The following is a 12,676-nucleotide window of genomic DNA, read 5'->3' as shown; positions in this document are numbered from 1 at the left end:
CGGCCGCCAGGGACATCTTCCCACAGCTTGTCATGAGCGACCGGGATGAATTCAAAGGGCAAAACCCCGAATTCGATGTTGACCCCGTGTCTGTGCTTAAGCGGACTTTGATTGCAGCGAAAGAAAATGGCGAGATGAAAGAGCGCTACATGCGAAACCTCATGCCACTTGTCTATGATCTCGATCCGCCGAGTTTCGAAAAATCCTTCGCTTCCTTTGAAGCCGTGGCACACTATTTTCTGACCGCTTGCGAATAGTTTGCCGGTCGGATACTAATTCCCCAGCCTGCCTGGAGAAAGCCCCGATTGATGCCAACTATTGGGTAAAAATTCCGAGCACGAGCCCGGCCTCTTCATCGGCACCGTATCCACTCTGTCGAGTCAGCAGGGTTACGGTCCAAAGGTTGAAGGACATCGTGTAACACTTTCATTTTTCAAGAATTGGGTCTCCTGCTTATTTACACTCTGCCCCGGATTCCAGGCGGCCGTCTTGCACATCCGCGTTCTCCGCCAGCAGCGCCGAGATCCACCCGGCAAACGCCTGCAGCTTGGGCGTGGCCAGCCGGCCTTGCGGCGTCAGCAGCGACATGGGCATGGGCGTCGGCGGATGATCAGCCAGCACGGCCACCAGCGCGCCGCTGTCGAGGTGCTGGCGCACCTGATACTGGGCCGATTGCGCCAGTCCCAATCCTTGCAGCGCGCAATCGACGCTGGCGTCGGCATCGTTGACGGCGATGGGCCCCGCCATCTGCACGCGCAGCACTTCCTTGCCTTGTAGGAAATCCCAGTCGAAAGCGCGGCCCGTGCGGCCCGAGTAATGCATGATGCCGCTGTGCGTGGCCAGGTCCGCCAGGGTCTGCGGCGTGCCATGCCGCGCCAGATAGGCGGGCGAGGCGCACGTGACGAAGCGCATCAGGCCGACCTGTTTGCCGATGAAGGCCGAATCCTGCAAGGTGCCGACGCGCAAGGCGCAATCGATGCCTTCCTGCGTCAGGTCGACCAGGCGGTCCGTTAAGCTCAGCTGCAACTGCACGTCCGGATACGCGGCGTGGAATTGCGCGATATGGGGTATGACAAGGCGCCGGCCCACCGAATTGGGCAAGTTGATGCGCAGCAAGCCGCGCGGCTTTTTCGCGTCGGGGCCACGAAAGGCCAGTTCCGCCGTATCGACGGCTTTCAGGATGTCGAGGCAGTGGCGAAAGTAGTCGGCGCCTTCCGGCGTCAGGGATAAACGGCGCGTCGTGCGCTGCAGCAGTTGCGTGCCGAGGTAGGCTTCCAGCTTTTGCAGGGTGGCCGTCAGCGCGGCGCGCGGCAAATTGAGTGTTTCGGCCGCCTTGGAGAAACTGTTGGCCTCGACGATGCGTACGAAGGTCTGCATGGCCTTGATCTTGTCCACGGGATAGCTTTCGTTTTAATTGTTCATCTTATGTGAAAAGTGTAGGGGGATTATGCCCTAATTATCTTTGCCGTGGTTTTGCCTAGAATGGCAACATCCCTATCGAACCGAGGAAACAACATGAACAAGGCCTCATCTTCCGCTCCCCACGACATTGCGCCCGCCATGGTGCTGCTGCTGGCCATCGCTTCCGGCCTGATCGTCGCCAATCTGTATTACGCGCAAACCCTCGTCGGGCCCATCAGTGCCTCGACGGGGCTGTCGGCCAAGGCGGCCGGGCTGATCGTCACCCTGACCCAAGTCGGCTATACCCTGGGCCTGCTGTTTGTCGTGCCCCTGGGCGACTTGCTGGAAAACCGCCGCCTGATCGTCACGGCCTTGCTGGTGACGGCCACGGCCCTGGTCGTGGCGGCTCTCTCCACGGGCGCCATCGTGTTCCTGGCCGCCGCGCTGGCCATCGGCCTCGGTTCCGTGGCGGCGCAAGTGATCGTGCCGTTTGCCGCCCACCTGTCGCAGGAAGCGACGCGCGGGCAGACAGTGGGCAAGGTGGTCAGCGGCTTGTTGCTGGGCATTATGCTGGCCCGTCCCGTGGCGTCGCTGGTAGCGGCCCATGCGAGCTGGCACGTGGTGTTCGGCGGCGCCGCCGTGCTGATGCTGGCGCTGGCAGCTGTCCTGCGCCGTGCCTTGCCCGTGCGCCAGCCCGTGTCGAGCATGAAGTATCCGGCCTTGATGGCGTCCTTGTGGCACTTGCTGCTGGGCACGCCCGTGCTGCGCCGCCGCGCTGCGTATCATGCTGGCCTGTTTGGCGCCTTCAGCCTGTTCTGGACCGTCACGCCGCTGGTACTGTCCAGCCCCGCGTTCGGCCTGTCGCAGACGGGCATCGCCATCTTTGCGCTGGTGGGCATGGCCGGTGCCGTGGCCTCGCCCATCGCCGGCCGTCTGGCCGACGCGGGCCACACTTTGCCGGCCACGGCCGCCGCACTGGCGCTGGGCATCGTCGCCTTCGCCTTGCCGATGTTCGCACCCGCATCGAAACACGTGGCGCTGGGCTTGCTGGTCATCGCTTCCATCGTGCTCGACATGGGCGTGGCCGCCAACCTGGTGCTGGGCCAGCGCGCCATCTTCAGCCTGGGGGCGGAAGTGCGGGGCCGCTTGAATGGCCTGTATTTCGCGCTGTTCTTTGCCGGTGGCGCGGCCGGCTCGGCCATTGGCGCCTGGGTGTACGCCAGCTATGGCTGGCAAGCAACTTTGCTGACCGGCATGGCCTTTCCGGGACTGGCCGTGCTGGTGTGGCTGGCAGAATTCTTGCCGCTGGTCACGCGCCGCACGGCTTGAAACCCTGATGGCGTCTCATTATCACCGATAGGAATTTCTATCATCATAAATATAAAGTGGCGTGATATGCCGCGATGCCGCAAGATGCACTTGTCTCCTCTATCTCCTCCAAGGAAATAGATTCAGCCCGCTCCCGCAGCGGGCTTTTTTTTGCCTGTTCAGATTAAATCACCACCAGATCGAGCGCCCGCATGAAGTTGGCCGCCTGCGCATGCGTGATGACGGCGCCCTTCAGCACGCCCGCTTCGCTCAGTTTGAAGCCGTCGATATCGGCGCCGCGCAAGTCCGCGCCCTGGAACTTCGCCAGCTTGATCGTGGCATTGCGCAAGCTGCCGCCTTCGAAGACGGCGTCGCGGAAGTCGCAGCCCGCCAGGTAGGCGTCGGAAAAATCCAGCTGTTTGAGTATGGCCTTGCGGAAGGAGAAACCGCGCAAGTCGGCGCCCACCAGCAGGCTGTCTTCGAAGGTAAGGCCCAGGTGGGCTACTTCCTCGAAAGACGCGCCCGTCAGCTTGCAGCCGCGGAACGTGACCGAGGCGAGCTTGGCGCGCCGCCATTTCGTGTTGTTCAGGTCGCAGCCTTCAAACGTGGCGTCAACGGCGTCGACGGATTCGAAATCGGCGCTGCCCGCGCGGCAGCGACGCCAGGTGCTGCGTGCCAGCTTGCTGGCGAACAAGCTGGTTTCGGCAAAAGTGCAGCGCTCGAAGGTGCAGCCCTGCAAATCGAGGCGCGACAAGTCTTCGCCGTCGAAGGCGCAATCGATGAAGTGGTGCACTGGCAGGGCCAGCTGCTGCTCGAAGCCGGCGCGGTCGAGGGTCATGCCAGTTACGGCGGTGTCGTGTGTTGCCATCCGTCTCATTCCTAAAGTGAAGCAGGGGAGGGATGGCGCGGCGGAAAGATGCACGAACCAGAACACCTCCCCGGCTGGTGTAACAGCCAAAGGTCAGCGTCGTGGGTCCGCGTGGGCGGGAGCATGCCGGACTGTGCCAGGCACTTACCGGGTTACCAACCGGTGCGCTCATTTTCGATCAACGCGTATTGTAGCGCGTCCGAAATGGCCTTGCCAGTTCTTGCGAAGCCGGGTTAGTATCGTCACAGGCGTAGCTACTGCGCCAACGTCGCTCGGACGGATCCGGGCGCTTACGTACAGAGATAACCATGACCGATAGCCAAGCTCCGCGCAGCTTTTCGCGCATCAATCGCCTTCCCCCCTACGTTTTCAATATCACCGCCGAACTCAAGATGGCAGCGCGCCGCCGTGGCGAGGACATCATCGACATGTCGATGGGCAATCCCGATGGCGCCACGCCGGCCCACATCGTGGACAAGCTGGTCGAGACGGTGAAGCGCCCCGACACGCACGGCTATTCCGCGTCAAAAGGTATTCCCCGGCTGCGCCGCGCCATTGCACACTGGTACAAGAAGCGCTACGAAGTCGACATCGACCCGGACAGCGAAGCCATCGTCACCATCGGTTCGAAAGAGGGCCTGGCCCACTTGATGCTGGCGACACTCGACCGTGGCGACACGGTGCTGGTGCCCAATCCCAGCTACCCGATTCACATCTGGGGCGCCGTGATCGCGGGTGCCGATATCCGCTCCGTGCGCATGGGGCCGGGCGTGGATTTCTTTGCCGAACTGGAACGTGCCATCCGCGAAAGTTACCCGAAACCGAAGATGATGGTGCTGGGTTTCCCGTCCAACCCCACGGCGCAGTGCGTGGAACTGGAGTTTTTCGAGCGCGTCGTGGCGCTGGCGAAACAGCACAATATTTTGGTGGTGCATGACCTGGCATATGCCGACATCACCTTCGATGGCTGGAAGGCGCCGTCCATCATGCAGGTGCCTGGCGCGCGCGACGTGGCGGTCGAGTTTTTCACCATGTCGAAAAGCTACAATATGGCGGGCTGGCGCATCGGTTTCATGGTCGGCAATGCGGAGCTGGTGGCGGCCCTGGCGCGCATCAAGAGCTATCACGACTACGGCAGTTTTACGCCCGTGCAAGTGGCGGCCATTGCCGCGCTGGAAGGCGACCAAAGCTGCGTGACGGAAATCTGCGCCCAGTACCAGCGGCGCCGCGACGTGCTGGTAAAGGGCTTGCATGAAGCGGGCTGGATGGTGGAAAAGCCAAAGGCCTCGATGTACATCTGGGCACATATCCCGGAGGCTTATCGCCACCTGGGTTCGCTGGAGTTCGCCAAGCTGCTGCTGCAAAAAGCCAAGGTGAGCGTCTCGCCCGGCATCGGTTTTGGCGAGTATGGCGATGAATACGTGCGCTTCGCCCTGATCGAAAATGAGGCGCGCGTGCGGCAAGCTTTGCGCGGCATCAAGAATATGTTGCGTTCTGGCGACGCGATAGCGGAGGCGACAACTTAAAAGTTGCCGAGTGGAATGATCTGTTGCCCGTAATATCACTGCCGCGTATTTCTGTCATCACGAATATAAAGTGGTTTTAGATGCTGCAACGCGGCATCATTCATCTGTCTCCTCTATCTCCTCCAAGGAAATAGATTTAGCCCGCTCCCGCAGCGGGCTTTTTTTTTGCCTGTCGTTTTGGCCCTGGGTTGCGGCCGGCACGCTCGGCGAACGAGGCGGTCGACTTCGCGCAGATCGGCCAACTGGATGCGTTCGAGCATGAATTCACATGAATATTAATAATGAATGTATGAAGTTTTACCATTATTTTTCATGGATAGAAGCCTCTATGATGACTCCACACTTCACGAGGAGGCACTACTACCATGACCGTTACGACACATAATCTGGGCTACCCGCGCATCGGTGCCAAACGAGAACTCAAATTCGCCCTGGAAGATTACTGGAAGGGCAACAGCACCTTGGAAGCGCTGCAAGGCCGGGGCGCCGAATTGCGCCAGCGCCACTGGCAAGACCAGCACGCGCTGGACTTGGTACCCGTGGGCGATTTTTCCTTCTATGACCAGGTGCTGGACCTGAGTTTTACGCTGGGCAACCTGCCGCAGCGCGTACATGGCTTGAGCGGTGCGGCGCTCGATAACTATTTCCGCGTGGCACGTGGCCGCTCGGCCAGCGACAGCGATTGCAGCTGCGTCCACGCCGGTGAAATGACGAAATGGTTCGACACCAATTATCATTACATCGTGCCGGAATTTGCGGCCGACACGCAGTTCAAGCTCGACAGCTCACGCCTGCTGCTGCAACTGGCGCAAGCGCGTCAGTTGAAAGTGAAAGCCAAGCCCGTGTTGATCGGTCCTGTCACCTACCTGTGGCTGGGCAAGGCCAAGGATGACTCCGACAAGCTGGCGCTGCTGCAAGGCTTGCTGCCTGTCTACGTACAACTGCTGCAGGAGCTGGCCGCGCTGGGCGTGGAGTGGGTGCAGATCGACGAACCTATCCTCGTCACGGAACTCGACAGCGTGTGGCAGCAGGCGCTCGTCACGGCCTACGATGCCTTGAGCAAGGTCAATCATGTCAAACTGCTGCTGGCCACGTATTTTGGCAAGCTGCAAGACAATTTGAAACTGGCATGCAAGTTGCCCGTGCAAGGCTTGCATCTCGATGCCATCAACGCCCGCGATGAAGTCGAACAAGTCATTGCCCAATTGCCCGCCACCAGCGTGCTGTCCCTGGGCGTGGTGAATGGCCGCAATATCTGGAAGACGGACTTGAACGAAGCGCTGGCATGGCTGGAACCGGTGCATGCCAGCCTGCAATCGCGCCTGTGGATCGCCCCGTCGTGCTCTTTGCTGCACGTGCCCGTCGACCTGGGCAGCGAACAAAAGCTTGATGCCGACATGACATCCTGGCTGGCCTTTGCCCGTCAAAAACTCGATGAAGTGCACACCATTGCTGGCGCCCTGAACCATGGCCGCGCCTCCGTGCAAGCGGCGCTGGACACCAACCATGCCGCCGTGCAAGCGCGTCGGCAGTCGAGCCGCGTGCATAATCCGGACGTGAAAGCGGCCGTGGGGCGCATCGATGCGAGCCTGGGCCAGCGCCCCAGCGGCTACGCCGTGCGTGCCGCCAAGCAAGCAGCTTTGCTGCAACTGCCGCTGTACCCGACGACGACCATCGGCTCCTTCCCGCAGACGGTGGAAATCCGCCAGGCGCGCAGCCAGTTCCGCAGCGGCCAGCTCGATGACGCCAGCTATAAAAAGCGGATGCAGGCGGAAATCGCCGATTGCATCAAGGAACAGGAAACCCTGGGCCTGGACGTCTTCGTGCACGGCGAAGCGGAACGCAATGACATGGTCGAGTATTTCGGCGAGCAGCTTGATGGTTACGCCTTCAGCCAGTTCGGCTGGGTGCAATCGTACGGTTCACGCTGCGTGAAGCCGCCTATTTTGTTCGGCGACATCAGCCGCCCGCGCGCCATGACGGTCGAGTGGAGCACCTACGCCCAGTCGCTGACGGACAAGCCGATGAAAGGCATGCTGACCGGCCCCGTCACCATTCTGAACTGGTCCTTCGTGCGTGACGACCAGCCCCGCTCCGTGTCGTGCTACCAGCTGGCGCTGGCCATTCGCGCCGAAGTGCTGGACCTGGAACAGGCCGGTATCCGCGTGATCCAGATCGACGAAGCGGCGCTGCGTGAAGGCTTGCCGTTGCGCAAGTCGCAATGGGCCGAATACCTGCGCTGGGCGGTGGAATCGTTCCGCATCACGGCCAATGGCGTGGCTGACGAGACGCAAATTCACACGCATATGTGTTATTCGGAATTTAACGACGTCATCGCGCAGATCGCCGACATGGATGCGGACGTCATTACGATCGAAACCTCGCGTTCCGACATGGAATTGCTGGACGCCTTCGATGACTTCAAGTATCCGAACGACATTGGCCCTGGCGTCTACGACATCCACTCGCCCAATATTCCGAGCCAGGAACAAATGGTCAAACTGATGCGCAAGGCGGCGGAGCGCATCCCGGCGCAGCGCCTGTGGGTGAACCCCGACTGCGGCTTGAAGACGCGCGGCTGGAAGGAGGTGATCCCTGCGCTGGCGAACATGGTGGCGGCGGCAAAAGCCTTGCGCGGCGACTACGCGGCCTGAGGATGACCGGGAGAAGAGGGCAGATATAGGGAATCGCTATTTCTATCATCACAACTTGCAATTGGAGAATGATGCTGCGATGCGGCATCATTCTCCTGTCTCCTCTACTTCCTCACCGGAATTAGATTCAGCCCGCCCCGCAGCGGGCTTTTTTTTGCCCGCGTCGTGCTTGGGCTACAGCACATTCGCCGCCACAGCCGAGCTGTAATTGCGCGCCAGCGCCGCGATGATCGCGGCCATCGCCTGCGGGTTGTCGGCACTGCCGAAGTGTGCGGCATATAACTTCTTCGCTGCTTCGATCTGCGCATTCGTCAGTTTTACGGCGTAGGCCATGCGTACGGTTTCAGGATTGTTCAGCGACATTTTGTACCTTGAGCGGAAGAAGTTCCATTGGTTTGGGTGTCCCTTGCTCGCGCAAAGAATTGCAACTACAATCGTTGCATTTGCAATCGTATAGGCAATGTCTGCCTTGCGCAAGCGATACCGAAACAGGAGCCGCCATGCATATGCCCCCTTTATTTCCCCATCCTCCACTGCCAGGCGGCGAGACGGGCCGCGTCGCCCATGCCTGCATGGCCGCGCTGGCGCCAGTGTCAGGCTTGCCACTACCACCTGCTTCGCCACGCCGCGCGCTGGGCAGCATGGCGGGCAGCCTGAAGCAGGGCGGTGCCGTGGTGGCGCGGGTGCGCCACGTGGGCACGGAAACGCCGCCAGTATCGGACGGCGACGCGTGGGACGTGGGAGCGTCCGCAGGCGCCTGGGCTTTGCGCTATCGCCATGCCGCGAAGCAGGCGGAGAAGCCGCTGCTCTACCTGTGCAGCCCGGCCTCGCTCGGGGCCTTGCGCGCGGTGCTGGTCGAGTCGGGTGAGCGTGGCATCGTCTGCAATGACGCGGAAACGCAAGCCTCGCACTGGCCGAAAAGCGTGCCTCCGGAGCTGCCCGCCTGGCTGGCCGCGCAGCACAATTGCATCCCGTTCGACCCCGCGACAGGCGAGGAAGTGCGCGCCATCCTGCGCTCGGCACTGGAAACGTTGTACGTGGAACAGCAGTCAGGCTATTACTATCTGGCCATCCATGATGAAGGTGCGGATGAAGATGCGGATGAGTATGCGATGGCGGCGCCCTTGTCGGCCGCGGATGCGGCAGCGGCCAGCCTGGGCATGTACCGCTTGCCTTGGCCGGGACCGGCAGCATGCCGGGTGCGCCTGTGCGGGGCGGGTAAGACGCTGGCCGTCGTAGCCGATGCCGCCCGCTTGCTCAAGGAAGACTGGGATATCGCCACGCAAGTGTGGAGTTGTCCCAGCTATACGCGCCTGGCGCGCGATGCGCAGGCGGCGGAACAGTGGAACCTGCGTCACCCGCGCGCCGTCCCGAGACTGGCCCATGTGCGGCATTGCCTCGATGACAGCGCCGCCCCCGTCATTGCCGTCACCGGCTATGGGCAGCACATCGCCGGCCAGATCGGTGGCTACGTGCGCGGCCGTTTCATTGCCGTCGGCGCCGATACGCGGATGGAAACGAGTGCGCCATGGCTAGCCGTCACTGCGTTGAAAGCCTTGGCCGACGATGGCGCGCTGCCCCTGCAGTTCGTCAATTACGCGCTGCGGCGCTATGCCTTGCTCTGAGCCGCGCCGCGCGCCGCATCGGCGGCGCGCACGAGGGCGGCGCTGAAGTCCTGCTGTTCGCCGCCGTTAAACTGTGCCAGGAACAGGTCGGCTACCGTGGCCTGGTACACGGCCCACATTTGCTTGCGCAGAATTTTCCCGTCTTCCGTGATGGAAACAAAGGCGGCGCGGCCATCCTCCATCGAGCGCGTGCGCGTCACCAGCCGGTCCGTTTCCAGTTTGTCTACCAGGCGCGTGAGGTTGTAGCGTTCGATGGCCAGCGCGTCGGCCAGTTCGTGCATGCGGCGCGAACCGTCCGGGCCGCTTTCGAGTCCCCATAGCACGTCATACCACGCATAGACGGGCAGGTTTGCCGCCGCCAGCCGGCGTTCGATCTCGCGGATCATCAAGCGGTGCGTGCGCACGAACGAAAACCACAGGTCGGGCGCGCTTGCGGACTTGCTTGCAGACTCAGTTGCAGACATCGGTATTCCTCCAAAACGATCACAGTTGCAAATGCAATTATAGCGCTATACAATGGCCGGTATATCGATTGCTATTGCAATCATTGCAAATGCAATCATTGCAATAGCAATCGAATATGACGATGAATTCCACCCCCAGGAGACTGCCATGACCTCATCCCTCGCTGTACCCGATATCGATCCGCAGGAAACCAAAGAATGGCTGGAGGCGATGCAGGCAGTCGTCGCCGTGGAAGGGCGCCCACGCGCCCACTACCTGCTCGACCAGCTGGTCGACATTGACGCCGCGCAGCACGGCGACATGCACGGCCGCGTCACCACCGCCTACACCAACAGCATCGCCGCAGCGCGCCAGCCCGCTTATCCGGGCGACCTAGCCATCGAGCGCCGCCTGAATGCCTACATCCGCTGGAACGCCATGGTGATGGTGCTGCGCGCAGCCAAGCACTCGAACGTGGGCGGCCACATCGCCACCTATCAGTCGGCTGCCGTGCTGTACGACGTGGGTTTCAGCCATTTCTTCCGTGGCCATACGGACCAGTTCGCCGGCGACCTGGTCTACATTCAGGGCCATTCCGCGCCCGGCATCTATGGGCGCGCCTACCTGGAGGGCCGCATCACGGAAGCGCAGCTGGACAATTACCGCCGCGAAGCGGGCCGCGAGGGCTTGTCGTCGTATCCGCATCCCCGTTTGATGCCCGATTTCTGGCAATTCCCGACGGTATCGATGGGCCTGGGGCCGCTGACCGCCGCCTACCAGGCCCGTTTCATGCGTTACCTCGAGTACCGCGACTTGAAGCCACACCAGGCCCGAAAGGTGTGGGCTTTCCTTGGTGACGGCGAGATGGACCAGCCGGAATCGCTGGCCGCCATTTCCCTGGGTGGCCGCGAGCGCCTCGATAACCTGATCTTTGTCGTCAATTGCAACCTGCAGCGCCTGGACGGTCCCGTGCGCGGCAACAGCAAGGTCATTCAGGAGCTGGAAGGCACGTTCCGCGCGGCGGGCTGGCATGTCATCAAGGTCATCTGGGGCAGCGGCTGGGATGCTTTATTGCAAAGCGACACAAGCGGCTTGTTGCGTCAGCGCATGATGGAATGCGTCGATGGCGATTACCAGACCTTCAAATCGCAGAATGGCGCTTATGTGCGCGAGCATTTCTTTGGCAAGTATCCAGAACTGCTGGCGCTGGTGGCGCACATGACGGACGACGATATCTGGCAGCTGACGCGCGGCGGACACGATCCCGAAAAAGTCCATGCAGCCTACGCGGAAGCCATGCGTACGCCGGGCCGTCCCACTGTCATCCTGGCCAAGACCGTCAAGGGCTTTGGCATGGGGGAGGCGGGCGAAGGGCAGAATATCAACCATCAACTGAAGAAAATGAGCACCGACGCCGTGCGCGCCTTCCGCGACCGCTTCGCGCTGCCTGTCAGCGATGCCCAGCTGGAAGAAATGCCCTATTTGAAACCGGCGCCGGACAGTGAAGAGGCGCGCTACTTTGCCGCGCGCCGGGAACAGCTGGGCGGCTACATTCCGGCCCGCATCAGCAAGGTGACGCCCCTGCAAATACCGCCGCTGTCCGCGTTCGCCACACAGCTCAAGGATAGCGGCGAGCGGGGAGCGTCCACCACCATGGCGTTCGTGCGCATCCTGGGTACCCTGCTGAAGGACCCCGCCTTGAGCAAGATCATCGTGCCCATCGTGCCCGACGAATCGCGCACCTTCGGCATGGAAGGCCTGTTCCGCCAGATCGGCATCCATTCTTACCTGGGCCAGCTGTACACGCCGCAGGATGCCGGCCAGCTCAGCTATTACAAGGAAGCCAAGGATGGGCAGATCTTGCAGGAAGGTATCAACGAATCGGGCGCGATTTCCTCGTGGATTGCCGCCGGCACGTCCTACAGCAACCATGGTCTGGCCACCATTCCGTTCTACATCTTCTATTCGATGTTCGGCTTGCAGCGCGTGGGCGACCTGGCCTGGGCGGCCGCCGACGCCCGCACGCGCGGCTTCCTGCTGGGCGCCACGTCGGGCCGCACCACCCTGATGGGCGAAGGGCTACAGCACGACGATGGCCACAGCCATGTGCTGTCATCCGTGATTCCCAACTGCATCTCGTACGACCCCACGTTCGCGTATGAGCTGGCCGTCATCATCCACGATGGCATGCGCCGCATGTTTGTGGAACAGGAAGACATTTTTTATTACATAACCTTGCTCAATGAAAACTATCCGCATCCGGCCATGCCGGCAGGGGCCGAGGCGGGTATCTTGCAGGGCTTGTACCTGCTGCAGGAAAGCCCGGCAGTGCGCACGGCAACCACGCTGCGCGTGCAACTGATGGGTAGCGGCTCCATCCTGCGCGAAGTGCTGGCCGCCGGCGTTTTGCTGCTGCAGGATTTCGGCGTGGCGGCCGATGTGTGGAGTGCCACAAGCCTGACGGAAGTGCGGCGCGACGGCCTGGCCGTGGAGCGCTGGAACATGCTGCACCCGGACAGCGAACCGCGCGTGCCGTGTATCGAGCAATGCCTGGCCGGCAGGCAAGGCCCGGTGGTGATCGCCGTCGACTACATGAAGATCGTGGCCGACCAGGTGCGCCCCTTCGTGACGGACCGGCGCTTTATCGCCCTGGGCACGGATGGCTTCGGCCGTTCCGATACGCGCGAATCCTTGCGCGCCTTCTTTGAAGTGGACCGCCATTTCATCGTGCTGGCCGCGCTGACGGCGCTAGCCGACGCAGGGCAACTGTCGCGTAGCAAGATTGGCGAGGCCATCGCCCAATACGGCATCGACGTGGAAAAAATCGATCCCGCGTCCGTCTAACTTTTT

The 12,676-nt window shown here is 61.6% G+C and carries 9 protein-coding genes and 1 pseudogene; 6 read left to right on the top strand and 4 right to left on the bottom strand.

The features are described from left to right. Positions 1-257, top strand: a pseudogene (locus K0F85_RS26605) (hypothetical protein); the annotation flags it as partial. A 196-nt stretch (positions 258-453) separates the two neighbouring features. Here K0F85_RS26605 and K0F85_RS26600 read toward each other — a convergent pair. Further along, positions 454-1,395: a LysR family transcriptional regulator gene (locus K0F85_RS26600; RefSeq protein ID WP_219118854.1), complete on the bottom strand. Its 942-nt coding sequence runs from the start codon at positions 1,393-1,395 to the stop codon at positions 454-456. A 120-nt stretch (positions 1,396-1,515) separates the two neighbouring features. Here K0F85_RS26600 and K0F85_RS26595 point away from each other — a divergent pair, with 120 nt between their 5' ends. Next, entirely contained in the window at positions 1,516-2,730 is a 1,215-nt protein-coding gene (locus tag K0F85_RS26595) for an MFS transporter (RefSeq protein WP_219118853.1), read from the top strand. A 163-nt stretch (positions 2,731-2,893) separates the two neighbouring features. Here the strand turns inward: K0F85_RS26595 and K0F85_RS26590 are convergent, their stop codons facing one another. Next, complete coding sequence (locus K0F85_RS26590) at positions 2,894-3,577, bottom strand: pentapeptide repeat-containing protein (RefSeq protein ID WP_374198832.1); 684 nt, start codon at positions 3,575-3,577, stop codon at positions 2,894-2,896. Positions 3,578-3,885: 308 nt separating this feature from the next. Here K0F85_RS26590 and alaC point away from each other — a divergent pair, with 308 nt between their 5' ends. Together alaC and metE are read left to right on the top strand one after the other, a co-directional pair. After that, complete coding sequence (gene alaC, locus K0F85_RS26585) at positions 3,886-5,103, top strand: alanine transaminase (protein WP_219118852.1); 1,218 nt, start codon at positions 3,886-3,888, stop codon at positions 5,101-5,103. A gap of 365 nt (positions 5,104-5,468) precedes the next feature. Further along, positions 5,469-7,757 carry a 5-methyltetrahydropteroyltriglutamate--homocysteine S-methyltransferase gene (gene metE / locus K0F85_RS26580; protein WP_219118851.1) on the top strand — a complete coding sequence of 763 codons (2,289 nt, stop codon included), beginning with the start codon at positions 5,469-5,471 and terminating at the stop codon, positions 7,755-7,757. A 174-nt stretch (positions 7,758-7,931) separates the two neighbouring features. On the opposite strand, the gene K0F85_RS26575 is transcribed toward metE, so the two are convergent. Continuing rightward, on the bottom strand, positions 7,932-8,234 hold the full coding sequence (locus K0F85_RS26575; protein ID WP_219118850.1) for a hypothetical protein: 303 nt from the start codon (positions 8,232-8,234) through the stop codon (positions 7,932-7,934). 23 nt (positions 8,235-8,257) lie between these two features. Between K0F85_RS26575 and K0F85_RS26570 the strand changes: the two genes are divergently transcribed. Then, on the top strand, positions 8,258-9,382 hold the full coding sequence (locus K0F85_RS26570) for a pyruvate dehydrogenase (RefSeq protein ID WP_219118849.1): 1,125 nt from the start codon (positions 8,258-8,260) through the stop codon (positions 9,380-9,382). Here K0F85_RS26570 and K0F85_RS26565 read toward each other — a convergent pair. Beyond that, positions 9,367-9,846 (bottom strand): MarR family winged helix-turn-helix transcriptional regulator, encoded by a 480-nt coding sequence (locus K0F85_RS26565; protein WP_219118848.1) that lies wholly within the window; start codon positions 9,844-9,846, stop codon positions 9,367-9,369. The genes K0F85_RS26570 and K0F85_RS26565 overlap by 16 nt on opposite strands. Before the next feature lie 148 nt (positions 9,847-9,994). Between K0F85_RS26565 and aceE the strand changes: the two genes are divergently transcribed. Next, positions 9,995-12,670 carry a pyruvate dehydrogenase (acetyl-transferring), homodimeric type gene (gene aceE / locus K0F85_RS26560; RefSeq protein ID WP_219118847.1) on the top strand — a complete coding sequence of 892 codons (2,676 nt, stop codon included), beginning with the start codon at positions 9,995-9,997 and terminating at the stop codon, positions 12,668-12,670. The last annotated feature ends 6 nt before the right edge of the window (positions 12,671-12,676 follow it).

The organism is Janthinobacterium sp. UMAB-56 (genome assembly GCF_900095265.1).
Lineage (GTDB): Bacteria > Pseudomonadota > Gammaproteobacteria > Burkholderiales > Burkholderiaceae_D > Janthinobacterium.
This window is presented reverse-complemented; position numbering and strand designations above follow the sequence as displayed.